This is a genomic window from Pseudomonas sp. AK181, from assembly GCF_051122975.1.
Lineage (GTDB): Bacteria > Pseudomonadota > Gammaproteobacteria > Pseudomonadales > Pseudomonadaceae > Aquipseudomonas > Aquipseudomonas lactis.
In genome coordinates, this window is record NZ_CP146348.1 from 3761345 (window position 1) to 3788307 (window position 26963).

Below are 26963 nucleotides of genomic sequence, written 5' to 3' on the forward strand. Positions count from 1 at the left end.
TTCACAAGCAGCCCCCTCACCTTCGCCCAGGCGCAGTAATGCACCCGCCCAACGCTTTCCTGGAAAAACTCGCCAGCAGTTCCTCGCGTCTGAATAAAGGCCTGCTGGTGCTCGGCGCCCTGGTGCCGCTGTTACTGGGTATCAGCTACCTGGGCGTGCTGCGCATGCTCGAGGAGCAGCGCGACACCCTGGATTTTCACTTCGCCCGCTTGATGGAAAACATCCGAGAACAGGAAGTGTTCCTGCGCGATGCCGCACAGGAAAGCGCCAAGGGTGAAATCAAACTCTCGACGTTCCTGACGCCCCCTATGCAAAGACCGCTGCCCGAAGAGGGGCCGAACGTCTATGAAGGCCGCGCCTTGCCATTCTCCTTGCCTTACAGCTTGAAGATCAATCCGGACAAGATCGCCATCGACCAATACCCCAAGGTCTTCGCGCTGGGTAACTACCTGGCCGCCTACTACAGTGCGTTCTGGGCGACCGCGCACTATCAGTCGCCCCAGGTGATACTGCTCAATGGCCCGCACAACTTTGATGTGATAGTACCTTCTACGGGCCGATTGCGCGGGGCAGGGCCGACACCGGTGGACACGTTGGTCGAAGTGATGACCCAACTGAACCAGCGTCTGGAAACACACAACACCGTGCCGACAGACCATCAGGTGCACTGGGCGCCCTACCCCATGGCCCCGGATGACGCGGCACCGACACTGCTGGCTTACGTCGAAATCAACCTGCCTGGGGAGTCCTCCAGTATCGAGGGCGCCAGTCCTCAGGTGGTCCTGGGCTCACTGCTGAACCTTTGGCAAATCAATAACATCGAGCGGTTGATGCAGTGGCGGATCTACGACGACTTCACCTTGGTCACTCCTGCGGGCCAAGTGTTGACCGGCGCTCTGAAAGACCGGCAAGTGCTGGGCAAGGGCTTGAATCTCAACCGTGACGGGCTGGTGTTCAAGCTCACCAGCCCTGGCGAACAACACTGGACCGCGATCTACGTCATCAGCCTGCGCAGCTTCCTCAACTACGCGCTATGGCCGTTGCTGGGCCTGGTGGCGGTGGTCGTGACAGTGCTCGGCTGCGGTCGGGCGGTCAACCGTTGGTACACCGCCCGGGTGATCCTGCCGGCACAAAGCGCCCACGCCAGCATTGCCGAAAGCGAGGCATTCAGCCGTGCGGTGATCGACACTGCACCGACGGGCCTGTGTGTAATCCGCCGCAGTGATCACCAGGTACTTCTGCAAAACCAGCGGGCTCAAACCTGGCATGACAGCCACCGATTGATCAGCCTGCTCAAGTCGCACACCGCGGCCGGCCAGGCCGACCTCGAGATTAACGGGCGCCACCTGCACGTCGACTTCGTGCCCACGCGCTACCAGGGCCAGGATGCCTGGCTGTGTGCATTGCATGATGTGACCCGGCATATCGAAGATGCCGCCGCCCTGGAGGAAGCGCGCCAAACCGCCGACTCCGCCAACCAGGCCAAGAGTCGCTTCCTCGCCACCATGAGCCATGAGATCCGCACGCCGCTGTATGGCGTGCTCGGCACCCTGGAACTGCTCGGCCTGACCGCCCTCGACCCACGCCAGCAGGATTACCTGCACACCATCCAGCGCTCGTCCGCCACTTTGTTTCAACTGATCAGCGATGTGCTGGACGTGTCGAAGATCGAAGCCGGTCAAATGACCCTGGAACTTCAGAACCTCTGCCCGTTGGAGTTGACCGAAGACAGCGTGCGCACCTACAGCGCCTTTGCCCAGGCCAAGGGCTTGCAACTGTACGCCTGCATCGACGCAACCTTGCCGGACAGGCTACGCGGCGACCCGCTGCGCATTCGCCAGATCCTCAATAACCTGTTGAGCAATGCGATCAAGTTCACCGATAACGGACGCGTTGTGCTGCGGGTGCAGGTGTTGGAAAACGCGCAGGTGCAGTGGCAAGTCAGCGACACCGGCGTGGGCATTTCCCAGGCCCAGCAACAGCGCTTGTTCGACCCTTTCTACCAGGTCAACGATGCCACCAGCCAAGCCGGCGCGGGATTGGGCCTGGCCATCTGCAAGTGGCTGTGTGAGTTGATGCAGGGCAAGTTGAGGGTGGTCAGCGAGCCCGGATTGGGCAGCAGCTTTACCCTGCAACTGGCCCTGGAAACTGTGCCCGGCAGCCTGGCCGATTGCCCCACCTTCGCACCCGGCATCCCGGCGGTGTATGTACGTGCGCCGGTAGCTGAACTGGCGCAACACCTGATCGACTGGCTGGCGCGGTTTGGCCTGGACAGCCGCGCAGTCACCGCTGACGCGCCGCCGCCCTCGGCGCTACTGGTTGACCTTGCGCCACTCGCCAATCCCCCCGCCTGGCTCGGCCCTCACGTCATCGCGACACCGGGCGGGCCCAACCCGCCGCAATTGTCAGGTTCGGCCTGGGCCGTCGATGCCCACGATGTGCGCGCGATTGCCAACGCGATTGTCCTGGCACACCACAATGCCGACGCGCACAGCCCACCCGCGTACCGCGCAAAACCCCGACACCTGAACCTGCGGGTGCTGGTGGCCGAAGACAATGTGATCAACTCGGCGGTGATCAAGGAACAACTCGAAGCGCTGGGTTGTTCGGTGGTGGTGGCGGCAAATGGCGAACAAGCCCTGGCGCAGTGGCTGCCCGGGCGTTACGACCTGGTGTTGACCGATGTGAATATGCCAGTCATGAACGGCTACCAGTTGGCCGAGGCGCTGCGCCAGCAGGATAAAACCCTGCCGATCATCGGCATCACCGCCAACGCCCTGCGCGAGGAAGGCGAACGCTGCGCCGCTGCCGGTATGCAAGCGTGGTTGGTCAAGCCGCTGAACCTGGCAACCTTGCGCGCCGAACTGGAAAAACATTGCCAGATCGTCCTGCCGCCAGTGGTCGAACAACCCACACTGTCACCAAAAATGCGTGCGCTGTTTGTCACCACCCTGCGCCATGATGTGCAGGCCACCTTGGCCGCCCTGGGACGCGGTGATGCCAATGCCGTCGCGCAGCAACTGCACAGCATGGCCGGGGCCGTGGGCTCGGTGCAGCTTCAGGCAATGGCGACCGCGTTTATCGAATTGGAATGCCGCCTGACCGGCATGGCCGTCACCCCCGCCCTCGCCCTGGAAGTGCGGCAGAACCTGGCGCGATTGAACGCTTTGCTCGATACCCTTGAATAATTTCACTCTGGAATATCAACCCATGGATACCCTCAACGTTGTCATCGCCGATGATCACCCCATCGTACTGGTCGGGGTGCGTGAACTGATCGAGCGTGACCCGCGCTTTCGCGTGGTGGGCGAGGCCGTGTGTTCCAATGAACTGGTCAACTTGCTGGCGTCCGGGCCGGTGGACCTGGTGGTCACCGACTTCAACATGCCCGGCGATTCGCCCTATGGTGATGGCCTCAAGTTGGTGGAGTACCTGACTCGGCACTTTCCCAGCATACGGGTGGTGGTGCTGACGATGATTTCCAACCCATTGATCCTGACGCGCCTGCAAGAGCTCGGTGTCTTGGCCGTTATTCAAAAAAACCAGTTGCACGACGAAATCCAGGCCGCGCTCCAAGCTATTGCCCGTGGTAACCCTATTCGCCAACACCGGCCACAACCGATCTCCGTCGTGGATGACGGGGCGGATCTGGATGAACGCTTCACGCGGTTGTCTCCCAAGGAACATGAAATTTTGCGGTTGTTTGTCTCGGGACAGAGTGTCAACGAGATTGCGCGTGGGCTGAACAGAAGTGCCAAGACCATCAGCACCCAAAAAGTATCGGCGATGCGAAAGCTTGAAGTAAGCAGTGATCAGGACTTATTGACCTATTGCATAGAGCGCAACTTATTCAACTAAAAAAAGCCTCGTACATCATTGAACTTTCTGGTTTCTAAGGATCGTCTGATTTTCCACTAAGCGCTGGCGCCTTATCGTGTGTGCTTCACCACCAACAATGGAATAGCACCATGAAAACGTTCACTCGAGCACTGCTGGCCCTTTCGATTTTCGCTGCCGCGGGCAATGCGCTGGCCGAAGGCGAAACAACTACCCCGGTTAAAGCGGGCAGCGGCACCATCAACTTCACTGGCACCATCAACAACGATGCCTGCTCCGTTGAAGGCGCCGGCGCCAACAAGACCATTTCGGTGAACATGGGTGAAGTGTCGATCAAGGACATGGGCACCTCCACCGCGCCAAAAGGCAGCGGCACCCTGAGCGCCGAGAACTTCGAGATGAAGATCAACTGCAACGCCGGTACCAAGGTGGCCATGCTCTTTGAACCGACCTCTGGCAAAGGCAGCGGCCTGGTGACTGGCACTGGCGTGCTGAAAGTCATCGACGGCCTGGGCGCCGCCAAGAATATCGGTATTGCCTTGCTGGACAGCAATGGCGCGCTGATCGACCTGAAATCGCCAACCACCGCGAAGATTGAAAGCAACCTGCAGGACAGCAACGCCTCGCTGAAATTCTCGGCTGCCTATGTCACCACCGCCGATCCGAAACTGGCCGTGGCCGGTCGTGGCGACGCCACCCTGCCGTTCACCCTGCAATACGAATAACCCGCACGAGCATTACGGGTCCGTGCAGGGCCTGACCGGCCCTGCACCTTCATTCATTTTGCGCGGTAGTCATCATGTTTTATCGTCAATCATTGTCCTTCTGCGCAGGCCTGTTGGGCCTGCTGGTGGCCAGCCAGGCCATGGCCGGTATCTCCTTGAGCAGCACGCGCCTGGTGTTCGACGGCAAGCACAAGGAAGCCGGCATCACTGTACGTAACAGCGGTGAAGACGTGCTGATCCAGTCCTGGATCGACGCCGACAGCAGCGAGGCCACCTCGGTACCCTTTGCCGTCACCCCGCCCTTGGTGCGGGTGAGCAACGACGAACAGCAACTGTTGCGGGTGATCTATGAGGGCACGGGCATGCCCACCGACCGCGAGTCGGTGATGTGGCTCAACGTGCAGGAGATTCCCAAGGCGTCGAAGACCCAGAACACCTTGCAGCTCGCCGTGCGCCAGCGCATCAAAGTGTTCTTCCGCCCTGCCGGGCTCAAGGCCGAGGCCTACCTGGCACCCGCCACATTGAAATGGCGCCTGATTGAGCGTGGCGGCAAAAGCCTGCTGGTGGCGAACAATCCTGGTTTGTATCACGTGTCCATTGCCGAAATCACCCTGACCTCGGGAGCACTGCGCGAGCAACCATTTGATTCATTGATGATTGCGCCCGGCGAGCAAAAAGAGTTCGCCCTGAAACACTTCACGCCGGGGCAGACACCCAACTTGTTATTTCGCAGCATTAACGATTACGGCGCGCAAGATCGCTATAGCGCGCAACTTTCCAACTCGGCCGATGTGCAGGCCAGTGCAATTAAAGACACCCCTTAATACGCCCGTTTATTCAACGGTCGCACTTTCACTGTATTTATCTTCGCTCCGTTAGTTCGTATCGGAGGTGATATAGGGTTCCTGCATGTTTGTATTCAAGTACCAAGGATTGGCACCGCTGTCGGTTGCCCTGGTCTTCAGCAACGCCTGCCTGGCCGACGGCGAAGAACAATTCAATACCTCGTTCCTGCAGGGCGCAGCCTCCGCCGTAGACGTACAAGCGCTGCTCGCCAGCAGCACTGTGCTGCCCGGCAACTACCGGGTCGACCTGTACGGCAACGACACCCTGGTGGGCCGGCGCGATATCGACTTTCGCCACAACCCCGCCACGGGCAAAACCGAGGCCTGCCTGACCCTTGAGATGGTGCAGCAATTGGGAGTCGACATCGCCAGACTGCAAGCGGCCGGCAAACTGGCCGCCGATGACCCCAGCGCCTGCATCAACTTACCCGCCTTGATCAACCAGGCCAGCGTGCGCTACGACGTGCCGCGCCTGCGCTTATTGGTCAGCGTGCCACAGAGCGCCATGGAGCGCGGCCGCCGTGGGTATGTAGACCCGGCCTTGTGGGACGACGGTGTGCCCGCAGCGTTCATCAACTACCAGTTGAGCAGCAGCCGCAACAGCAACCAGGGTGAAACTACGCTCTCCAACAACATCGGCCTGCGCAACGGTATCAACCTGGGCGGCTGGCGGCTGCGTAACGAATCGAACTTCAACAGCAGCACCGGTCGCCCCAGTACGTTCAAAAGCAACCGCAGCTACCTGCAGCATGACGTCACTGTGTTGAAGGGCCAGTTCAGCGCCGGGGACATTTTCTCCGACGCCGACCTGTTCGACAGCGTGCGTTATCGCGGCTTGAAACTGGCCTCCGACGACGGCATGCGCGCCGACAGCGAGCGCGGCTATGCGCCGATCATTCGCGGGGTTGCCCAGTCCAGCGCGACCGTAGAAATACGCCAGAACAACTACATGCTCTATACAACGAACGTACCGCCGGGCCCGTTCGAAATCAGCGACATTTACCCCAGCGGCTCCAACGGCGACCTGGAAGTGACGATCATCGAAGCCGATGGCCGACGCCGGGTCACGGTGCAGGCGTTTTCCAGCTTGCCGATCATGGTGCGCCAGGGCCAACTCAAATACAGCGTGTCGGCCGGGCAGTACAACAGCAACAATGCTGACCAGAAGTCGCCGCAGTTTGTCAGCAGCACCCTGGCCTACGGCATCAGCAGCAACCTGTCCGGGATCGTCGGCGCCCAGGCCACAGAGAACTTCCAAGCCATGTCCATCGGCGCCGGGCGCAACACCGCCATCGGCGCGGTTTCCCTGGACGTGACCCATTCGGTCAGCCGTACCTTTGGCCAGGCGGTCACGGGCAACAGCGTGCGGGCCTTGTATGCCAAGACGTTTACCGGCACCGACACCAGCTTCACCCTCGCCGCTTATCGCTATTCCACCGAGGGTTACCGCACCCTCAGCGATCACGTCGAGGAACTGAGCCATGAAGGCGAGAAGCGCACCGGCAACTCGAAAACCCGTACCGATCTCACCATCAACCAGAGCCTTGGCCGCAACCAGCAATATGGCACCCTTTATGTGAACGCCAGTGACCAGCGTTATTGGGGCCGCGGGGGTTCGCAAAGCTTGTCGGCGGGCTACAGCAATTATTGGGGTGAAGTGAATTACAACCTTGGCGCAACCTACACCAAGGATGTCGGCAACTACGGGCCGGCGAACAACGACACCCTGGTCAACCTGTCGCTGTCCTTCCCCCTGGGCTCAAAACCCCGTGCGCCGCGGGCGTTTGTCTCCGCCAGCACGCAGAAGGCCAGCGACACCACGCAAGTGGGCATCAACGGCTACCTGTCCGAAGACAGCGACACCTATTACTCGGTGCAAGGCGGTAACAGCAGCACCGGCGGCAGTACCGGCTCGGCCAACCTCAGCACCCGCACCTCGGTGATGGATATCAGCGCCGGCTACAGCCAGGGGCGCGGCTATAACTCGCAGAACCTTAACCTGGCCGGTTCCGTGGTGGGCCACGCGGGCGGGATCAACCTGGGGCAAACGGTGGGTGAGACCTTTGCGCTGGCGCAGGTGGAAGGTGTGGAAGGGGCGAAAATCGGTAGCTTTTCCGGCGCCAAGACCGGCAGCAATGGCTTTGCAGTGGTGCCTAACGCACAGCCTTATCGCGTCAACTGGATCAGCCTGGACACCCGTGACCTGGGCACCGATATCGAGATCGATAACGCCACTCAGCAAGTCGTGCCGCGACGCGGTGCGGTGGTACTGGCGCGCTATGCCAGCAAGACCGGGCGCCGCGTGCAGTTTGCCTTGTTCGATGCCCAGCACCAGCCGATTCCGTTTGGCGCGGCGCTGGAGGACAGCACGGGCAAGCAGATCGCAATTGCCGACCCTGGTGGCAAGGCCCTGGCGTTGGTTGAGGCCGACACGGGCACCCTGATGATCAGTTGGCAGGGGCAACGGTGCGAGGCGCCTTATGCGTTACCACAACGTGATAAGGCGCTGAATTATGAGCGGATTGAGCTGACTTGCCGTCCTTAGTTCGCCGGCCTTGTAGGAGCGAGCTTGCTCGCGAAAAACTCACGGGCGCCGCGTGCATTCAGGATGCACGCGTTATCGTTGACGTTCTTCGCGAGCAAGCTCGCTCCTACATTTTTTGACCGGGCAAGGCTTAGAAGTCGCGTTTGTAGAAGATATCCAATGAACTGGCCACACCCGTCGCCACTTCCAAGTACACCTTCTTGCTCAGCAAATAACGCAACGCAATGGTGTTAGCCGGCTCGAACACCCCTACCCCATAACGCAAACTGAGCTTCTCGTTGATCTTGCCGCTGGCCACCACCGCCGTACTGTTGCCAGTGCCTTGGGTGTCCAGATCAAAATCCTGAATCCCCAGCTTATTGGCGATATCCGTGGTCACCCCGGCGCTGCCCATCAAGCCCAGGCCCAGGGCGGCTTCGGCGAGCATGTTGTTGTCTTCGCCGGTGTTGGTGCGCGAACGGCCCAGCACCAGGTACGACAGCGCATCTTCCTGGGCCATGGCCGGCTCGGAGAAGATCTGCGTGGTGGGCTGTTCGGCGCTGCCGCTCAGGCGTATACCGGCGGTCACGGTGCGGGACGATTCGACCACCACGCGCACGGCTTCGATGTCCAGGAACGGCTGGTCCAGCGGCCCGGCGAACAGCAGCCGTGCGCGACGCACGTTGAGGCGCTGGCCGTAAGCGCGGTAGCGGCCGTCGTTGAGCCACAGCTCGCCGCGGGTGTCCATGTTGTCGCCGATGTGCACATGGCCCTGGACCTTGGCGGTGAGGCCGAAGCCGGCGAAGTTGAGCTGGTCTTCGCCTACCTCCACGTCGATATCCATGGCCATGGCTATCGGCGCTTTGCCCTCTTCGGTCTGGCTGCCGATGATCACGGTGTCGTCGGAGACCTTGACGGTCGAAGGCGGTAGCTCACGCACGGTGATATCGCCACGGGGGATATGGACTTTGCCGGCAATCGCCAGTTTGTCGTCCTTGAGGCTGATTTTCAGGTCGGGCGCCACTTCCAGCTTGGCGTAGGGCTCCACGGTGACCGGCAGTTGCGAGCCTTTGAGGCTGAGGTCGACCACCAGGGCGCGGCCCCAGTCGATCTGGCCCGTAAGGCTGCCCTGCCCGGCCTTGCCGCTGTGCCAGCCGCCGTTGAGCTGTACGCTTTCGCCGGCGATCTGCGCCTGCAGGTTGAGGCCCTCGAGGCTGATGGGCAGTTCCGGCCCGGAGACTTCGCCGCCCACCAGGTTCAGGTTGCCGTTGACCAAAGGCGCGAGCAAGCCGCCGGAGATGCGGCCGTTGCCGTTGAGCTTGCCGGTGAGTTTTTCCACCATCGGCACAAAGGGCCGCGCGACGGAAAGGTCCAGGCCGGCGAGGCTGAAGGTGCCCGTGATCGGTTTGTTGTTCGGCAGCGGGTTGATCTGCGCCTGCAACAACAACTCGCCGAGCTTGCCGCCACGGAAATTCAGCTGGGTGTCGATGCGCTTGGGGTTGAGGGTGGTTTCCAGTTTCAGGGTGTCGTAGGGGAAATCCAGCCACTGGCCTTTGTCGCGCACGCGCAGGGTGCCGCCACTGGCGTCCACCGCGACTACGCCTTTGGGGCCGCTTTGCGGCAGGTCGAGTTGCACATCGGCGTTGAGCCTGCCCTGCCAGGCGAAGTCTTTGGGCAAGAAGGCCGCGAGGCTGTCGAGGGGGAATTGTTTGAGGTGGTAGCGCAGCTTCGGCTCGGGCATCAGGCGCTGGTCCTCGCCACACAGGCTGGCGCCGCCGGAGACCCAGCAGTGCGCGCCGAAGGTCAGCTTGCCATCGGCCAGGCGTTCGATCTTCGCCGGGGCTTGCAGCCGCCAGTCCTGGCCACCGGCTTGCACGTCGCCACTGGCCAGGCGCCCGCGCCAGTTGTCTTTGTCGAGGTTGCCGTCCAGGGCCAGGGCCAGTTTGACCAGCGGGCCGGCTAGGTCCAGCTGGACTTTCTGGCTTTTGATATCGCCCTGGGCGCTGGCGGTAAGGTTGCCGACTTGCGTCTCGCCGCTTTGAATGCCGCTGGCCTTGAGGTCGAGCTTGGCGCGTTGGGCGCTATCGAGGTTGGCGTCCAGGTTGAGGCTTTGCAGGCGGTTGTCGGCAAAGGCCAGTTGCTGGCCCTTGAGGTCGAGCTTGCCTTGAGGGGCTTTCAAGGTGCCGGCCACCTCGACACGCCCGTTGACTTGCCCACGCAGTTGCGGCCAGAGCTGGGCCAGGCGCGTCAGCTTGATGTCGATCTGCCCGGCCAGGCGCTGTTGCAGGCTGCCGCTGCCGTTGATGCGGTTATCGCCCAGGCGGATGTCCAGGTTGGCGAGGGTCCATTGTTCGTCGGCGCCTTCGGCCTTGGCCGCGAGCACGGCGGTTTGGCCACGCAGGCGCCCCTTGAGGTCGAGGTCGGCGTTGAGCTTGAGCTGTTCGTTCTTGAACTCGCCTTTGCTGCGCAGCGGCCCGGCCAGGGTGCCGGGCAGCTCGGCGACCCAGTAGGCCGGGTTCAGCGCCGACAGATCCAGCGCGGTGTCCCAGGCAATGCCGTCGGCAAATTGCAGGTTCAGGTGGCCTTCGGCCTTGCCTTGGCCGGCACTCAGCTTCAGCTCGGGCAGGAAGACTTGCTTGAGGTCGCCACTGAACGGCGTGACCACATTGAACTTGCCCGCAGGGCCGTCGAGGTCGGCCTTGAGATTCCCCAGGTAGTTGCCGTCCTTATAGGAGACTTCGCCGTTGAAAGTGCGCAAGGCCACTTGAGGTTCGTCGATGACCGGATAGAGGCGATGCCAGGGGAAGTCCAACCAGTCGATCTTGGCGTCCGCACTGAAGCCTTGTTGCCAGTCCAGGTTGGCACTGAGCTTGAGGCTTTGCTTGTCGCCAGCCGTCAGGTCCAGGCCGGCAATCTGCGCGCCCTTGGCGTCAACCTTGCCCTTGAGCAGTAAATCCACCGGGCCTTTTTCGGCCGGGAGCACAGCCTTGCCCAGCAACTGGTAGCCATTGCTCAGGTCGCCTTTGGCGCTCAGGTCCAGTTGGTTGAGTTGCAGGGTATCGGGCAGGTCGGCGCTGGGCTTGAACGACTCGGAGGTGATGTGCAACTGCGCCGGCAGGTGTTCCACCAGGGGTTGCAGCTCGCCAGTGAGCTTGGCTGGCAGGTAGCCGCTGCTGTCGGCGTCGAGCTTGAGGGTTTTGAGCAGGTCGCCGTCGATCTTGAGCGCGACCGTCCAGGGGGCCCCGCCTGGCGCATAGGGCAAGCTCAGGTTACCGCTGGCGGTCAGCGGCCAGTCGCCGGTGGGTTGCAGCAGGCCGGCGAGGTCCAGTACCAGATCGTCGCGCTGCAGATGCACCGAGTCGATCTGCAAGCCGGCGGCGGTCCAATGCGCGGCCAATTGCAGGCCCTTGAGTTCTTCGCTGCCGTTGAACAGCAGGCTGCCGATGCGCACATCGCCCAACTGGAGAGAAACCGGCAGCTTCAGGTCCGGCAGTTGAATCGGCCCGCTGTCGCTCTCTTCGGCACTGGGGGCGAATGCCAGGCTGACCTGTTCCACATCCAGTCGGTTGATGCAAAGAGTCATGCGAAGCAGGCAGCCGGGCGACCAGTCAAATATCGGCGCATTCAGCTCGACGCGGCTGCCGTCCTGTTGCCACAGCAGATGGTCGGCACTCCACTGCCCGCCCAGACGCCCCTGAAAATTTTCCACGCTCAAACCTGGCACCTGGCCCAGGGCCCAGCGACTGCCCGCCTGGGTGCCGAGCACCGACCACAGCGCCACTAACAACAAGGCGAGGATGGCGACTAGCGCCAGCCCCGCTATTTTCAAACCACGCATCACAGCTCAGGCCCCATGGAAAAGTGCAAGCGAACGCCGCCCGGTTCTTCGAGGGCATGGGCCAGGTCGAGGCGAATCGGCCCCACCGGCGACACCCAGCGCACGCCGACGCCCACACCGGTTTTCAGGCTGGGCAAGTCGAGGTTGTTGAAGGAGTTGCCCTGGTCGACAAAGGTCGCGATACGCCATTTATCGGTGATGGAATATTGATACTCGGCGCTCAACGCCACCATGTAGCGGCCACCGATGCGGTCGCCACGATCGTTCTCGGGCGACAGCGTCTGGTACTCGTAGCCGCGCACGCTCTGGTCGCCACCGGCAAAGAAGCGCAAGGAAGGCGGCACGGATTTGTAGCCATTGGTGGCACTGCCGCCAAATTGCGCACGGCCCAGGAAGCGGTGGTTGTCCCACACGGTGGTCAGGCCCTTGATGGTCGCCGTGCCGTAAAGCAGGTTGGTGTCGGACCCCAGGCCCTCTTTGGCGACCTTGGTGTCGAACATCAGGCGGTAACCATGGTGCGGGTCGATGCGGTTGTCACTGCGCAGGTAGGAATAACTCACGCCTGGCATCAGCAGGTTACTCAGGCCCGAGTCATTGCCCAGGCGATATTCTTCGCGCTGGTACTTAAGAGAGATCACCCGCGTCCAGCCACTGGGCAACTTGCTGTGCCATTCGGGGCCGATGGTGAGCAGCTTGCTCAGGGTATCGGTGTTGGCGATCTCTTCATTCTGGTAGCCGCCGGCAAAGCGCAGTTTGTCGGTGAGCGGCGGGTCGAGCGGGATGTCGTACCACAACCCGACGTTCTGCCGCGGCGCCGACAGTTCGGCTTCCCAGCCATAACTGTGGCCCTGGGGGTTGACCCAATGGCGCGTCCAGTTGGCTTTGCCCCGTGGGCCAACGTCGGTGGAATAACCCAGGCCCAGGCCCATGGTGCGCGGCTTGCGGGTGTCCAGTTGCACCGCCACCGGGATCACGTCATCGGTGGCGGCGGTGGGGCTGGCATCCACGCGCACGCCTTCAAAGAAGCCGCTGGCTTGCAGGTTCTGGTTGAGTTCGGCGACCAGTTCGGAGTCATAGGGTGTGCCGGGCTTGAACGGCACCATGCGCTGCAACAGCTCTTCATCAAAGGGCGTGTCGCCGGTAAAGCTGACCTTGCCCATGCTGTAGCGCGGGCCGCTGTCGTAAATGAGCTCGATGTCGGCCACGCCCGCTTGAGGGTCTACGGCAAGTTTCTGGCTGGTGAAGCGCCCGCTAAAAAACCCGTAGCGCGAGGCCTGGTTCTGGATCAAGCGCTTGGCGTCTTCGTAATGGCCGTGGTTGAGCACGGCGCCGGACTTGAGGTCGTCGCTGGCGGGCACGCGAAACGCCTTGAGGCTCGCAGCCGGGCCATCGACCCGCAGGGTCACGTTGCGCAAATGCACCGGTTCGCCGGGGTCGATGGTGAGGGTCAGGCGCGGGTTCTTGCCGCCTTTCACATCGCTGGCGATCTGTGGCTGATAGTAGCCCAGGGCCTGCGCGGCTTTACGCGCCTGCTCCTCGGCGCCACGGCTGAACCGCAGCAAGGCTTCTTCATCACGATCGCCCACCCCGCCGATATAGCCTTCGATGTTGGCTTTCAGCGCGTCGTTTGAGGGTTTGATCCGCACGTCCAGTTCGCTTTGCGCCAAGGCGCCGCAGCTTGTGAACAGCAGAATCAAGCCGCTGGTAAATCTTCCTGGAAACTTCATAGGCGCGGATGCTACACGAGCGAGGGAGGAACTTTGAACCAGGATTAGTCTGAATAATTCTGTTCTAAGCCGTTGCAGGATGTAACGCCTGGGGATTGGGATGGAAAAACACATGCTCGCGCACCGGCCCTACGGCGACTTCGCCGATTTCCTCATAGCCCTGGCGCTTGTAGAAATCCAGGTAACGGGAGTTGCCGGTGTCGAGCACCACGCCGGATGAATGCGGGTCGTCGGCACACCAATTGTGTACCGCTTCCAGCAACTGCTCGCCATGGTGCTTGCCCTGGAACTGCGGGTGAATGCCCAGCAGCGGCAGCACATGCACAGACTCGGTGGGCAGGCACGCCATGACGGCATGATGGTATTCCAGGTAACGCCGCGTACCCCGCACGCCGGTACTCAGCCACATGCGGATTTGCCAGGCCCAGCTTTCGGTGATGCCCAGGCGCCGCTGGGGCGGTGCAATCAAGGCGATACCGATCAGCCGGTCGTTGACGAACAGGCCGATGGCCGGGAGTTTCTGAAAGAAGTGCTGCTTGACCAGTTCGCGCACGGTGGCACGTACCCGCTGCTCATAGCCCGACCGCTCGGCTTCGAAAATGTAGGCGAAGGTCGGCTCATGGCGATACGCCTGGTACAGCAGGGATCGCGCTTCGCGGGAGTAGCCGCTATTGAGCAGGCGGATTTCGGCAGTGGCCGTCGAAGTGTCTGGCATAACAATCAATCTCCCTGGGCGCCACTCAAACATGGCGTTCTTATGGGTACGAACCTGCACAGCTCCAGTCGTTCCCACATTAGCAGCGCATTCACCCTACCGCCACGCTGGCCCCCGTCCGACTTGTCGGCTAGCATCGCCCTTTTGCCAGACTGGACTGCCGACCATGAAAATCGTCTCCTTCAATATCAACGGGCTGCGTGCTCGCCCTCATCAGTTGGCGGCGCTGATTGAAAAGCACCAACCGGACGTGATCGGCCTGCAGGAAACCAAGGTCCACGATGACCAGTTCCCCTTGGCCGAAGTGCAGGCCCTGGGTTATCACGTGTATTACCACGGGCAGAAAGGCCACTACGGCGTGGCCCTGCTCTCGCGCAAAGAAGCGTTGAGCGTGCACAAAGGCTTTGCCAGCGATGAAGAAGACGCCCAGCGCCGGTTTATCTGGGGCACCTTCGCCGACGAAAACGGCCAGCCGGTGACCATCATGAACGGCTACTTCCCCCAGGGCGAAAGCCGCGACCACCCAACCAAGTTCCCGGCCAAGCAACGCTTCTACGCAGACTTGCAGCACCTGCTGGAAACCCAGTTCAGCAACGACCAGGCGCTGGTGGTGATGGGCGACGTGAACATCTCGCCGCAAGACTGCGACATCGGCATCGGCGCCGACAACGCCAAGCGCTGGCTGAAAACCGGCAAGTGCAGCTTCCTGCCGGAAGAACGCGAATGGATGGAGCGCCTGAAGAACTGGGGCCTGGTGGACAGCTTCCGCCACCTCAACCCGGACGTGACCGACCGCTTCAGCTGGTTCGATTACCGCAGCCGAGGGTTTGAGGACGAGCCCAAGCGTGGGCTGCGCATTGACGTGATCATGGCCTCCACTGGTTTGGTGCCACGGGTCAAGGATGCCGGGGTGGATTACGATTTGCGCGGGTTGGAGAAACCGTCGGACCATGCGCCGATCTGGCTGGAACTGAGCTGACACTACGGCCCAATGTGGGAGCTGGCTTGCCTGCGATTGCCATAGGTATCTACACAGCTCTGTAGCGCTCAACGGTAACCACGATGCGAAGCGAGTCGCTCTTGATCTGCTTTTGATCTTAGGCGCCCCGTCAAACCACGCTGGCCGGAATTCGACAGGGATTTGGGGGGTAAACCGGCAGGGATGCCGGTTTAGCCGCCCCGCGCCATGGATGGCGCGTGGCGGCGGCCCCCCAAATCACTGGCGGATTACGGGCACACCGAGCCTAAGCGAGGTGCCGAGTGGTGGGGCAAGAGCCTTTTGCTTACTTTTGGGCTCTTTTCAAAAGTGAGCCGCTGTCAGAGCGGAACCCTAAGCGGCCGTTACCGCAGCAATGGATATGTACCCAATCCAACTGTGTTGACTGCCAGTCCGCCTTCGCGAGCAAGCCAGCTCCCACAGTTGGATTGCGGGGTATCAGGTAGAGAAGCGTAGGCTGACAGGCCGCCATCGCAGGCAAGCCAGCTCCCACATTTGAATCGCGCTGCGCCAGGTGGATAGGTGTCGGCTGTCAGGCCGTCACGGGAGCAAGCTCCCTCGCCACAGGTCCAGCGTCTCGCCAACGTTGTGTAGATACCTATGCTGCGATAGCGGTAGGCCAATCTCAGGCAAGCCAGCTCCCACAGCTTGAATCGTGTTATGCCGGTCATATGGCTGCAATCCAACTGACTTAATCTTGCGGCACTCCCTTTGGCTTGAGAAGGTGCCGGCATGATGCTGCGCGTTCTGTTCCTGTGTTTTGCAATCGCCCTCCCCGCCGTGGCGGCCCCTCTGCCCATTCCCGACCAAGGCCCGGCCCTGCGCATCCAGGGCTCCAACACCATCGGCGCGGCACTCGGCCCGGCGCTGGTCAAGGGTTTGATGGAACATCAGGGCTTACAGGATGTGCATGCTGAACCGGGTGCCGGGGCCAATGAACAGCGCGTGGTCGGCAAGACACGCCAAGGCCAGACAGTCACCATCGAGGTGGCGGCCCACGGCTCCAGCACCGGCTTTACGGCGCTGAAAAACAACCGCGCCGACCTCGCCGCAGCGTCCCGCCCGATCAAAGACAACGAGCTGGTAGACCTCGACCCCTTAGGTGACTTGAAAAGCCCAGGCGCCGAGCATGTGATCGCCATCGATGGCCTGGCAATCATCGTCAACCCGCGTAACCCACTCAGTACCCTGAACACCGAACAATTGGCGCAGATCTTCAACGGCGAGGTCAGCACCTGGGAGGCACTGGGCGGTACAGGCGGGGCCATTCATTTATATGCCCGGGATGATCAATCCGGCACCTTCGACACCTTCCGGGAACTGGTGCTGAGCCGCCGCGGCCAACCGCTCGCGCCGTCGGCCAAGCGCTTTGAATCCAGCGAACAGCTGTCCGATGCGGTGAGCCAGGACCCGCAAGGCATCGGCTTTATCGGCCTGCCCTCTGTGCGCCAGGCCAAGGCGGTGGCGATTGCCGATGGCGACTCGCAGCCCATGTTGCCGCTGACCAGCCTGATAGCCACCGAAGATTACCCACTGTCACGTCGGCTGTTCTTCTACTTGCCACCCTCCTCCCCCAACCCGTGGGCCAAGGCGTTGGTGGACTTTACCCAAGGCAGCCAGGGCCAGGCGATTGTGGCCGCCAATGGCTTTATCGCCCAGCAGGTGCAAGCGATTGGCGTGGCGCCGCGCCCGTCGATGCCCGACGACTACCAGGCCATCGCCCGCGACGCTCAGCGCCTGACGGTGAATTTTCGCTTCGACGAGGGCAGCGCCAGCCTCGACAACAAGGCGCGCCAGGATGTGCAGCGGGTGGTCGCCTATATCAGAAGCCACGGCAAGCTGGATAAACAGGTGACGCTGGTGGGGTTTGGCGACACCAAGAATGACCCACAACGTGCAGCCTTGTTGTCGAAATTGCGGGCGATGGCAGTGCGCCGGGAGCTGGTCAAGAGCGGTGTGGTGCTCAAGGATATTCGCGGGTTTGGCGCGCAGATGCCGGTGGCGGCCAATACGGCGGATGAGGGGCGGATCAAGAATCGGCGGGTGGAGGTTTGGGTGTACTGAAGATCGTTCCCACGCTCCGCGTGGGAATGCCGCTCTGGACGCTCCGCGTCCGCTCTTGAAAGGGTGACGCAGAGCGTCACGGGAGGCGTTCCCACGCAGAGCGTGGGAACGATCGCAGAGCGTGGGAACGATCATCAGTGTTACTGCCCGCCGCGCATCAATTCCCGCGGCACATATTTGCCAATCTCAAACTTGCCAATCGCCGCGCGGTGTACTTCGTCCGGGCCGTCGGCCAGGCGCAGGGTGCGTTGCATGGCGTACATATAGGCCAGCGGGAAGTCGTTGGAGACCCCGGCGCCGCCGTGCATCTGGATCGCGCGGTCGATGACCTTCAAGGCTACATTCGGCGCCACCACCTTGATCTGGGCGATTTCGCTTTTCGCCACTTTGTTGCCCACGGTGTCCATCATGTACGCCGCCTTCAAGGTCAGCAGGCGGGCCATGTCAATTTCCATGCGTGAGTCGGCGATCTTGTCGATATTGCCCCCCAACCGTGCCAAGGGCTTGCCGAACGCGGTACGGCTGACCGAGCGTTTGCACATCAATTCCAATGCACGCTCGGCCATGCCGATCGAACGCATGCAGTGGTGGATACGGCCAGGGCCAAGGCGGCCCTGGGCGATCTCGAAACCACGGCCTTCGCCCAGCAACACGTTTTCATACGGCACGCGCACATTGTCGAACAGCACTTCGGCATGGCCGTGGGGCGCATCGTCGTAGCCGAATACCGGCAGCGGCCGCAGAATTTTCACGCCTGGGGTATCGACCGGCACCAGGATCATTGAGTGCTGCTGATGGCGCGGAGCATCGGGGTTGCTCAGGCCCATGAAGATCAGGATCTTGCAGCGCGGGTCGCAAGCACCGGACGTCCACCATTTCTTGCCGTTGATCACCCACTCGTCGCCCTGGCGTTCGGCGCGGGCGGCCATGTTGGTGGCGTCCGAGGACGCCACATCCGGTTCGGTCATGGCAAAAGCCGAGCGAATCTCGCCGCGCAGCAGGGGTTCGAGCCAGCGCTGCTTCTGCTCTTCGTTGGCGTAGCGCACCAGCACTTCCATATTGCCGGTGTCGGGGGCGGAGCAGTTGAACGGCTCCGGGCCCAGCAACGAGCGGCCCATGATTTCCGCCAAGGGTGCGTATTCAAGGTTGCTCAGGCCGGCGCCCAACTCGGATTCCGGCAGGAACAGGTTCCACAAACCCTCGGCCTTCGCCTTGGCCTTGAGTTCTTCCATGATCGCCGTGGGCTGCCAGCGATCACCTTCGCTGACCTGGCGTTCGAACACCGGTTCGGCCGGATAGACATAAGCGTCCATGAACGCAGTGACGCGTTCACGCAGTTCCTGAACCTTGGGCGAATAGGCGAAATCCATGAGCAGCTCCCTTCTCTGAGAGGTTGTTTAGGTCATGCATTCGATGCTAGAACAGCGCTGATAATTTACCTAGCCTATTCTCGGCGTGTATTAACATTCATCACCGATATATGATCGGCGCATGGGCACCTCACAATAAGAGCGCAACGAAATGAATCTGAGCAAGGTCGATCTCAACCTCTTCATCGTCTTTGATGCGATCTACACCGAAGCCAACCTGACCCGCGCCGGGCAGATCGTCGGTATCACCCAGCCGGCGGTGTCCAACGCCCTGGCACGGTTGCGCGAGACCTTCAACGACCCGCTGTTCGTGCGCACCGCCCAAGGCATGGTGCCCACGCCCATGGCACAGAACATCATCGGTCCGGTACGCAATGCGTTGTCGTTGCTACGCGTGTCGGTGCAGGAAAGCCGCATCTTCAACCCGCAGCAGGCGGCCAAGACCTACCGCATCAGCATGACCGACCTGACCGAGGCGGTGATCCTGCCGCTGCTGTTCCAGCGCCTGCGTCGCCTGGCGCCGACCGTGGTAATCGAGAGTTTCCTGTCCAAACGCCGCGAAACCACCAAGGAACTCGCGGCTGGGCGTCTGGATTTTGCCGTGGATGCGCCGCTCAACACTGACCCGCAGGTGCGCCACGTCAAGCTGATGGAAGACCGCTACGTGTGTGCCATGCGCAAGGGCCACCCGATGGCGGGCAAGGACAAATTCACGCTGGATGATTACCTGTCACTGACCCACATTCATATCTCCAGCCGCCGCAACGGTTTGGGTTACGTGGACCTGGCCCTGGGCAAGATGGGCATCCAGCGCAAGATCGCCCTGCGTTCCCAGCATTACCTGATGGCCTCCCAGGTGCTGCAACAGACCGACATGGTGATGACCGTGCCCGAGCGTTTCGCCCGCCGCCATGAACTGCACTGGTTCCATCTGCCGGTCAACAACGTGCCGCCGGTGGAAACCCATTTGTACTGGCACGAGAGCACCGACCAGGACCCGGCGAACCGCTGGATGCGTGAACAGATGATCGAGTTGTGCCAGCAGGTGACGGCCCAGGAAAAGAAGTTGGATAAACAACAGGCTTGAAGTTGAAGGGCTACCTCTGTGAGCGCATAGGTATCTACACAACTTCGGTATGACGCCGCACCTGTGGCGAGGGAGCTTGCTCCCGTGACGGCCTGACAGCCGACGCTGATCTAACTGACGCACCGTGATCCAAATGTGGGAGCTGGCTTGCCTGCGAAGGCGGCTTGGCAGTCAACACAGTTGGATGGTGTACATATCCATTGCTGCGGTAACGGCTACTTAGGGTTCCGCCCTGACGGCGGCTCACTTTTGAAAAGAGCCCAAAAGTAAGCAAAAGGCTCTTGCCCCACCACTCGGCACCTCGCTTAGGCTCGGTGTGCCCGTAATTCGTCAGTGATTTGGGGGGCCGCCGCCACGCGCCATCCATGGCGCGGGGCGGCTAAACCGGCATCCCTGCCGGTTTACCCCCCAAATCACTGTCGAATTACGGCCAGCGTGGTTTGACGGGGCGCTTGAGATCAAAAGCAGATCAAGATCAAGAGCGGCTCGCTTCGCATCGTGGTTACCGTGTGCTGCTACAGCCCAAAAGTTGTGTAGATACCTATGTCTGTGGGAGAAGGCTCGCTCCCGATGGCTGCGCAGCGGCCCTTGACGTTTACGTCAACCTGCAATTAGCTTAGCGCCAAGACTTTCTTGAGCATTGCCATGAGCACCACTTACAGCATCTCAGACCTCGCCCGCGAGCTAGACATCACTACCCGCGCCATTCGGTTCTATGAAGAACAAGGCCTGTTGGCCCCGGAGCGTCGGGGCCAGGAGCGCATTTACTCGGCGCGCGACAAGGTCAGCCTCAAGTTGATCCTGCGTGGCAAGCGCATCGGCTTCTCCCTGGCCGAATGCCGCGAACTGATCGAACTCTACGACCCCACCGGCGGCAACCAGATCCAACTCAACAGCATGCTGGCCAAGATCGCCGAACGCCGTGAGCAGTTGGAGCAGCAACTGCTGGATATCGAACAGATGAAGCTGGAACTGGACACCGCTGAAGAGCGTTGCACCCAGGCACTGGCGCAAACCATCAGCCAAGCCGGCCATTGACCAGAAGGTAACTGCCATGTCTCTCCCCTCCCACGTACGCCTGGTTGAAGTCGGCCCGCGCGACGGTTTGCAGAACGAAGCCCAGCCCATCAGCGTGGCGGATAAGGTCCAACTGGTAGACGCCCTGAGCGCCGCAGGTTTGAGCTACATCGAAGTCGGCAGTTTTGTCTCGCCCAAATGGGTGCCGCAAATGGCCGGCTCCGCCGAGGTCTTTGCACAGATCCAGCGCAAGCCCGGTGTGACCTATGGCGCCCTGGCACCGAACCTGCGCGGGTTCGAGGATGCGCTGGCGGCCGGGGTCAAGGAAGTCGCGGTGTTTGCGGCCGCCTCCGAGGCGTTTTCCCAGCGCAATATCAATTGCTCCATCAGCGAAAGCCTGGAGCGCTTCGCGCCGATCATGGCCTCGGCCAAGCAGCACGGCGTGAGCGTACGCGGTTACGTGTCCTGTGTGCTGGGTTGCCCCTATGAAGGCGCGATCGCCCCGGAGCAAGTGGCGGCCGTCGCCCGCGAGCTGTATGCCATGGGCTGCTATGAAGTGTCCTTGGGCGACACCATCGGTACCGGCACGGCGGGCGCTACCCGGCGCCTGTTCGAAGTGGTCGGTGCGCAGGTGCCACGGGACAAGCTGGCCGGGCATTTCCACGACACCTACGGGCAGGCCATCGCCAATATCTATGCCAGCCTGCTGGAGGGCATCACGGTGTTCGACAGCTCTATCGCCGGCCTGGGCGGCTGCCCTTACGCCAAAGGCGCCAGCGGTAACGTCGCCACCGAGGACGTGCTGTACCTGCTCAACGGCCTGGGTATCGACACGGGCATCGACCTGGAACGCTTGATTGGCGCCGGCCAACAGATCAGCCAGGTGCTGGGACGGCCAAGCGGGTCCCGTGTAGCGAAGGTGCGTAACGCCGGGTGAGTAGCACAGCTGTGACAATGTGTTACCGCACCCCGGCATAACGGGTAACGCGGGAACAAAATCGTCCGCACCGACTGAACGAAAATGCCGACCAAAAAACCAAACCATTGATTTAAAAGGCTTTTAAAAAGTTGGCACGCCTTCTGCTATCTCTATGGCATAACAAGAATAAAAAGCGCCAAACCTAATAAAAATAAGACGAAACGACTCTGACATAACAAAAACAACACGGCAGAGACGCAGCTAACAGATTTTTTTGGAGAAGATGTGCTTCCCAGGGTACGGCATGCCGCAACCCGCAACCGGATAGAGAAAAATAAAACTACCTCAGGTAGCTACCCACTGGTTGGATCGTTTACGAAGAAGCAGGTCAGCGTTCAAAAAAATACGTTTGCTCTTGACCCCGGATGGGGGTCGCCAAAAAAAGCGGTACGGGCCACGGCTACCAAAAACAACAACAGGCCGCCCCTCAATAATAAGAAAAGAGCACGCAACGACAAATTAAAGGGGACCTTCGGGTCCCCTTTGTGCTGTCCGCACTTTTTTTCTTACGCGGATGCCACCTTCTTCGCTGAGAAATTGTTAAGCACTGTGACCGTCAGGGTCAGCATCGCCGCTGTCTCCTTGGCTTGCCGCTGCGCCCCCAGTTGTCTCATTTGCTGATTATAAAAAGCATCGGTCATGGAACCGTCGATCAGAATCTCATCCCGGTTCTTACCCAGCAGCTTAGCAACGCTGTCAATCGCTTCGTCGTAGTCCTGCTGCCACACCCGCTTTGCATCTTGATCTACAGAGAGACCTTGGTTTTTTTGCAGTTCAGTCACCGTTTCCAACGCCTCTCGCTTTTCAGTTATCAACTCAAAATCGGTGGCCGTCAGGGCGTTGAGTTCCTGTGTGTATTGGGTACGAAGCTGCCTCCTCCAAAACGCCATGTCTACAAAAAAAAGACTCTTTTCGCTCATGTTTTTTTCGTCCTCGAGCACTTTCAGATAAGCAGCATCAAGCGTCTCTGGGCTCACACCCGCGGTTTGGCGATAGAGCATTTCGAAGGTTTTGATCGGCAAATTCAGCCGCTGTGCCAAGCCGGTGCGATACGCAAGAACAACTTCGGTCTCCTCCGCAAAGTCAGGCCCTCGCGCCTCGACATCACGCTGAGCGATGATATCCACCAACCTCAGGCGAAAAAGCCGCTCGCCCGTGCTGATAAAGGTCGCTTCTACCTCATGCTCCCCAACCCGCTCACTCGATTGTTCCACTAACAGATCAGTTTCCAACTTCATGAACTCAAGTACGCTTCCGTCACCACAGGTAGCGCGACCATCGGCTGACTTAAACAATACGTCACGCGTCTTTTGATTCTCATGGACCGCTTTAATCATGTCCCAGACGCGATCGGCCAACTGCGGTCGAGTAGCCCCGGATGCGTACTCTGCGCAACGTGTCGTGTCCGCCACCACGGCGAAAAACGCCGCTGCCTGAGGACTGGAGCTGAGCTGGTCCCACATTTCGCCACGACTGGTTTGCATGTCTGCGGGAGAATCGTGCAGCCATAACCTGCGCCCCTCCGCGAGGGTGACGTGGTCATCGGTCAAGCGTTCTTCCGATACAGGATTCTCATGCACATTGATTCGATCTGGATGATCGAGGGCGTACTGAGGCAATTGCGTCATCGCGTTTGTATGCAGATCGATCAAGGCCAGGTTATTCAGATGTTCGGCGCCTCTGGGGAACGTTGTCGTTCCGGTATTCGCCAGATTGAGCCGGTTCAAATCATGCATGTTGCTCAGGTCGGCGGCCCATCCCAAATGCCGGTTGTGGGAGAGATTCAGTGTGGTCAAACTCTGCATGCCTTCGAGGCGTGCCTGGCTTTGCTCCGTCAGCCGTATGTCGTTGCCGCTCAAATTGAGCGTGGTCAGCCCCGCGCCACCCTTGGCGAACTCCGGCAAACGCGTGAAGTGGCTGTGGCTGATATCCAACCAGCGCAAACCGCCAAACCCATTCAAAAAGGGCAAGGATGCATCCGAAAGATACATTCTCGATAAATCAAGAAAGTCCACATGATCCATGTTCGCCGTAATCGGGGGTAACTCACCGACTTGCTCATCGGCCAAGCACAAGATGTATTTCATTCCCTCCTGCTCGGGAGTCTGGGCTTGTTGCGATGACCTGCGTTGCCATACGTCTTTGAGGGTATTGGCGACCCGGCGTCGGGCCCTGCGTTGTTGCCACTCTCCTGCGTCGCGCCAAGCGTCCAGGTCGGTCTTGAGTTGCGTAAACTCGCGATTGAGTGCTTCCATTTTTGCCAGGAACTCAATATCGCCGACGCCTTGCAACCCCAACATTTGCTCCACCTGCTCAATGGACTGTGACGGATAAAGATCTATCGCTGCCCTTTCACACGCATAAGGCCGACGCCCCGCGCCAACTACCGGACTCAACGGGTAACCCATGCGCCCATCGGCAAGACGCATTGGCGGTTTGTAGCGTGGTTTGACAGGCTGCATCCCTAACAGCCGGCGCAGTTCATCGCGCGGCATCAGCGACATGTGCTCCAGCGCCTGTTTCAGGCTCGCGCCACGATCATGAGGGGTCAATTTCATCGCCCTCCAATCTTCGGGCGAAACCGCTGACTGGACAGCCCCATAGATATCCGCCTGCGAATTCAATATCGCAAACTTATCGTCTTGGACTTCATAAAGATTCTGGGAGCCAAACTTGATAAAGCGACGCTTGACGGTCGCATGCGCAGGTCCCAATGAATCCAGCAGACGCTCCCCTACGGGCAGCCGCTCGACGATATCGATGCGCAGGTCGCTGGGCCAACCAGGCAGCTTGTTCAGGCTGTGCAGCACCATGCGTTGTGTATCGTCATTACCCAGGGTTTTGCGGTACAACCCTTCATAAGCTCGTGCCAAACGCACTTGCTGTTGATAATGGCGAGCCTCTTCCGCCAGGCGCAACGGCACGCGATTGTGTTCGGTGAGACTCTTCATTTCTGCGGAGTTGGCAGCGTTCAACAGTTCTTCAATAACGGATTGGGGAAGCGAGGGAAACACACGCTTGATCAACCTTGCGGCCTCGCTGCCTGCGCTCTGGGCAGCGGCATAGCGTTGAGCGAAAAGCTCAGACAGGTGCGCCGCCCTCTGTGAGGCGCTGACCGTGTTGGGTTCCTGCGCCACTGCACTGTCCATCTCCAATCGCTTCAAAGTATCAGCCAGGAGGGCAGGCAGTGGTGACTGATCTGCATGCATTTTGCGCAGAGTGTCCATATGGGTTTCAGACATTTGCACAATGCGTTCAAGCTTGAGTGGTTCATTTGCAAAACGCTCTGCTGTCGGGCCAAGCCGCTGCATCAATTGCGAATCGGTCAATGTCAGCGGGTTTTCATGCTCATGGGCCCAAGCCCCAGCGCGCGTACGGCTTACCCTGGGGGTGTAAGCTGCCGTGTTGTCCGGGTGCAGGATTTTATAGTCATTGCTAGTCCCCACCCGCTCCACCCGGTAATACGTATGGCTTTCCCGCAGGTATAAGCCGTCTTCATGTTCATATAAGCCATGCTCATTGGCCGAGAGCCCATCGGGCAGTGTGACCTGTCGCTGGTAGGGTGTCAGGTCAGGAGAATACAGACGGATATTGCCGTCAGGGCAACGCACATGGGCCAGGCTCTCGACAAATGCTGTCTTGGCAAGCGGTAACAACTTGGCGCCCACAAACGTTGTTGCCGCATTGAAGACGATGGCCGAAACATGGGCCCATGCGGCTTTTTTATCCCCCTCTTCCCACGCCTCTATACCTGAGCCGACCTCATGCAGCATTTGCACCGCGCCAACCAGCAACATGACGGGCGCCAGTTCTGGAAAGACAAGGACTGCCACGTTCAAAACATTCAGAGCCGTGCTGCCTAACTTAAGCAGCCACGCGTTACGCGCACGTACCTCTGCCGCATCGGTGGAAACGGCGATCGCCTGGGCGTTATCGAGCATGAGATCGACGTTTTGCCGAGCATAGTCTTGCCACAACAACGAAAGACGCAACCCGTAGCCAGTGGTGAATGTTTTTATGTCTTTTTTGTCGGCATCAAAATTTTTAAGTTCAGTAAATTGTTCAGTAGGGTCAAGGTGCCGCTTGAGTTTAGTAAAAAATTGCGACTGGCTCCCGTGGGGAACGAACTGACTGAAAAAGAGCCGGTAATCCGCTTGGCATAATCGCTCCACCAAATCGGTTTTGAAGTCATTTAAGCCTTCGTACTCCTTTAGCATGCAAACAGGATCTCCCGGAATGAATACTAAACAGGGCTCGCGCTTGTACACCAATACACCGCGCACGGGGTAAATATTCAAATGACCGATAACAATAATTTTCGCCAACGGCTGCCCCAGCACGTTCAAGCATGAACAACTGACTGTTTTTCCCTGCCACATCAGTTCCTTCTGATGCCACACCAACTGTTGGATCAGTTGGTAGGCCTCTTTCTTGATGTCCCCGCGCTCAACCGCCACTTCGGCGGCGAACGCCAACTGCTGGATGGTCGCGCCAATCATCAGGTGTCGAAGGGCTCTTGCCGAGGTGCCCATCGCTAAGTTGGGTGTATCGGCGGGGCTGACAAACGATTCAACATGCCTCAAGTATTGCGCGCCTAAATCCAACGTTCTGCACAGACGTGCGAACAAGGAGGGTTTTATCGACGTTTTACGAGCAAGGACCTCGGCCTCATTATATGTAAGAGACCGCTCGTGAAAATCATACCGTGTGATAACACTGGCATCCTTGTCAGCCACTTCAAGCGTCTCTTCGGTCGCGAAGTTATTTAACGCGGCCTCAATTAAACTGACGCCTTCATAGCGGCAATATCCAGTGGCCTCCAGACCAAAGACTTTTGAGCGATCGGCAGGCACAAATACCTTACGCGCAAAAAACAGCCGCCTGACATCGTAATCCTCACCAAACTCCTTTTTCATTGCCGCCACGAGAAGAGGCTCGCAGAACGCCACAGCACCTTGCATTTTACTGAACTTCGCGTCCAGCTTATTCAGTGCTCTAAAACTACGCGTATAGGCCGTCGACACGACCAACTTTCTCTGCGGCGATAAATTTGTATACCACTGCGGCACGACTAACTGTGTTTCAGCGAAGGCTTTTTTGTGCTTGACAGTAGCGCCGTCATACCAAGATGGCACCCGATCCAGTACGACATTCGCGTGCACACTCTGCGCCGCCCCCGATTGACTGCTATCGCGTTGATCAAGATCGCTCATTTACCGAATTCCATTTGACAGACCA

15 protein-coding genes are annotated in these 26963 nt (G+C 59.9%); 10 read left to right on the plus strand and 5 right to left on the minus strand.

The annotated features are described in order from the left end of the window. Nucleotides 1–38 precede the first annotated feature (38 nt). The 5 genes from V8689_RS17070 to V8689_RS17090 all read left to right on the plus strand — a co-directional run bounded on the left by V8689_RS17070 (nucleotide 39) and on the right by V8689_RS17090 (nucleotide 7952). Nucleotides 39–3188, plus strand: a complete 3150-nt coding sequence (locus V8689_RS17070) for a hybrid sensor histidine kinase/response regulator (protein WP_056787873.1) — start codon at nucleotides 39–41, stop codon at nucleotides 3186–3188. A 22-nt stretch (nucleotides 3189–3210) separates the two neighbouring features. Continuing rightward, on the plus strand, nucleotides 3211–3858 hold the full coding sequence (locus V8689_RS17075) for a response regulator (RefSeq protein ID WP_056787877.1): 648 nt from the start codon (nucleotides 3211–3213) through the stop codon (nucleotides 3856–3858). Nucleotides 3859–3968: 110 nt separating this feature from the next. Next, complete coding sequence (locus V8689_RS17080; protein WP_056787880.1) at nucleotides 3969–4562, plus strand: fimbrial protein; 594 nt, start codon at nucleotides 3969–3971, stop codon at nucleotides 4560–4562. Between the two features lie 74 nt (nucleotides 4563–4636). Continuing rightward, on the plus strand, nucleotides 4637–5386 hold the full coding sequence (locus V8689_RS17085; RefSeq protein WP_056787883.1) for a fimbrial biogenesis chaperone: 750 nt from the start codon (nucleotides 4637–4639) through the stop codon (nucleotides 5384–5386). An 85-nt stretch (nucleotides 5387–5471) separates the two neighbouring features. Beyond that, nucleotides 5472–7952, plus strand: coding sequence for a fimbria/pilus outer membrane usher protein (locus V8689_RS17090; RefSeq protein WP_056787886.1), 2481 nt, complete (start codon nucleotides 5472–5474; stop codon nucleotides 7950–7952). A gap of 130 nt (nucleotides 7953–8082) precedes the next feature. On the opposite strand, the gene V8689_RS17095 is transcribed toward V8689_RS17090, so the two are convergent. The 3 genes from V8689_RS17095 to V8689_RS17105 form a co-directional block, all read right to left on the minus strand. Beyond that, complete coding sequence (locus V8689_RS17095) at nucleotides 8083–11769, minus strand: translocation/assembly module TamB domain-containing protein (RefSeq protein WP_081089302.1); 3687 nt, start codon at nucleotides 11767–11769, stop codon at nucleotides 8083–8085. Continuing rightward, on the minus strand, nucleotides 11769–13496 hold the full coding sequence (locus tag V8689_RS17100) for an autotransporter assembly complex protein TamA (protein ID WP_056787891.1): 1728 nt from the start codon (nucleotides 13494–13496) through the stop codon (nucleotides 11769–11771). Before V8689_RS17100 ends, V8689_RS17095 begins: the two co-directional genes overlap by 1 nt. 64 nt (nucleotides 13497–13560) lie before the next feature. Then, nucleotides 13561–14211: a GNAT family N-acetyltransferase gene (locus V8689_RS17105; RefSeq protein ID WP_044274026.1), complete on the minus strand. Its 651-nt coding sequence runs from the start codon at nucleotides 14209–14211 to the stop codon at nucleotides 13561–13563. Between the two features lie 166 nt (nucleotides 14212–14377). Between V8689_RS17105 and xthA the strand changes: the two genes are divergently transcribed. Beyond that, the gene (gene xthA, locus V8689_RS17110; protein WP_047711179.1) at nucleotides 14378–15190 is read left to right on the plus strand and encodes an exodeoxyribonuclease III; all 813 of its coding nucleotides are present in this window, start codon (nucleotides 14378–14380) and stop codon (nucleotides 15188–15190) included. Nucleotides 15191–15940: 750 nt separating this feature from the next. Beyond that, nucleotides 15941–17272: a substrate-binding domain-containing protein gene (locus V8689_RS17115; protein ID WP_056787894.1), complete on the plus strand. Its 1332-nt coding sequence runs from the start codon at nucleotides 15941–15943 to the stop codon at nucleotides 17270–17272. A gap of 140 nt (nucleotides 17273–17412) precedes the next feature. Here the strand turns inward: V8689_RS17115 and V8689_RS17120 are convergent, their stop codons facing one another. Beyond that, complete coding sequence (locus V8689_RS17120; protein WP_032896588.1) at nucleotides 17413–18642, minus strand: acyl-CoA dehydrogenase; 1230 nt, start codon at nucleotides 18640–18642, stop codon at nucleotides 17413–17415. A gap of 151 nt (nucleotides 18643–18793) precedes the next feature. On the opposite strand from V8689_RS17120, the gene V8689_RS17125 reads away from it, so the two are divergent. The 3 genes from V8689_RS17125 (at nucleotide 18794) to V8689_RS17135 (ending at nucleotide 21683) form a co-directional block, all read left to right on the plus strand. Beyond that, nucleotides 18794–19729 carry a LysR family transcriptional regulator gene (locus tag V8689_RS17125; RefSeq protein ID WP_032896586.1) on the plus strand — a complete coding sequence of 312 codons (936 nt, stop codon included), beginning with the start codon at nucleotides 18794–18796 and terminating at the stop codon, nucleotides 19727–19729. Between the two features lie 645 nt (nucleotides 19730–20374). Then, nucleotides 20375–20767, plus strand: a complete 393-nt coding sequence (locus V8689_RS17130) for a MerR family transcriptional regulator (RefSeq protein ID WP_003192195.1) — start codon at nucleotides 20375–20377, stop codon at nucleotides 20765–20767. A 16-nt stretch (nucleotides 20768–20783) separates the two neighbouring features. Then, the gene (locus tag V8689_RS17135) at nucleotides 20784–21683 is read left to right on the plus strand and encodes a hydroxymethylglutaryl-CoA lyase (RefSeq protein WP_056787898.1); all 900 of its coding nucleotides are present in this window, start codon (nucleotides 20784–20786) and stop codon (nucleotides 21681–21683) included. A 548-nt stretch (nucleotides 21684–22231) separates the two neighbouring features. On the opposite strand, the gene V8689_RS17140 is transcribed toward V8689_RS17135, so the two are convergent. After that, entirely contained in the window at nucleotides 22232–26938 is a 4707-nt protein-coding gene (locus V8689_RS17140; protein ID WP_434520575.1) for an NEL-type E3 ubiquitin ligase domain-containing protein, read from the minus strand. Between the last annotated feature and the right edge of the window lie 25 nt (nucleotides 26939–26963).

Coding starts and splice junctions, on each gene's coding strand:
- V8689_RS17070 (WP_056787873.1), top strand. CDS start 39: ATGCACCCGCCCAACGCTTTCCTGGAAAAACTCGCCAGCAGTTCCTCG.
- V8689_RS17085 (WP_056787883.1), top strand. CDS start 4,637: ATGTTTTATCGTCAATCATTGTCCTTCTGCGCAGGCCTGTTGGGCCTG.
- V8689_RS17095 (WP_081089302.1), bottom strand. CDS start 11,769: ATGCGTGGTTTGAAAATAGCGGGGCTGGCGCTAGTCGCCATCCTCGCC.
- V8689_RS17135 (WP_056787898.1), top strand. CDS start 20,784: ATGTCTCTCCCCTCCCACGTACGCCTGGTTGAAGTCGGCCCGCGCGAC.
- V8689_RS17115 (WP_056787894.1), top strand. CDS start 15,941: ATGATGCTGCGCGTTCTGTTCCTGTGTTTTGCAATCGCCCTCCCCGCC.
- V8689_RS17090 (WP_056787886.1), top strand. CDS start 5,472: ATGTTTGTATTCAAGTACCAAGGATTGGCACCGCTGTCGGTTGCCCTG.
- V8689_RS17075 (WP_056787877.1), top strand. CDS start 3,211: ATGGATACCCTCAACGTTGTCATCGCCGATGATCACCCCATCGTACTG.
- xthA (WP_047711179.1), top strand. CDS start 14,378: ATGAAAATCGTCTCCTTCAATATCAACGGGCTGCGTGCTCGCCCTCAT.
- V8689_RS17130 (WP_003192195.1), top strand. CDS start 20,375: ATGAGCACCACTTACAGCATCTCAGACCTCGCCCGCGAGCTAGACATC.
- V8689_RS17140 (WP_434520575.1), bottom strand. CDS start 26,938: ATGAGCGATCTTGATCAACGCGATAGCAGTCAATCGGGGGCGGCGCAG.
- V8689_RS17120 (WP_032896588.1), bottom strand. CDS start 18,642: ATGGATTTCGCCTATTCGCCCAAGGTTCAGGAACTGCGTGAACGCGTC.
- V8689_RS17080 (WP_056787880.1), top strand. CDS start 3,969: ATGAAAACGTTCACTCGAGCACTGCTGGCCCTTTCGATTTTCGCTGCC.
- V8689_RS17105 (WP_044274026.1), bottom strand. CDS start 14,211: ATGCCAGACACTTCGACGGCCACTGCCGAAATCCGCCTGCTCAATAGC.
- V8689_RS17125 (WP_032896586.1), top strand. CDS start 18,794: ATGAATCTGAGCAAGGTCGATCTCAACCTCTTCATCGTCTTTGATGCG.
- V8689_RS17100 (WP_056787891.1), bottom strand. CDS start 13,496: ATGAAGTTTCCAGGAAGATTTACCAGCGGCTTGATTCTGCTGTTCACA.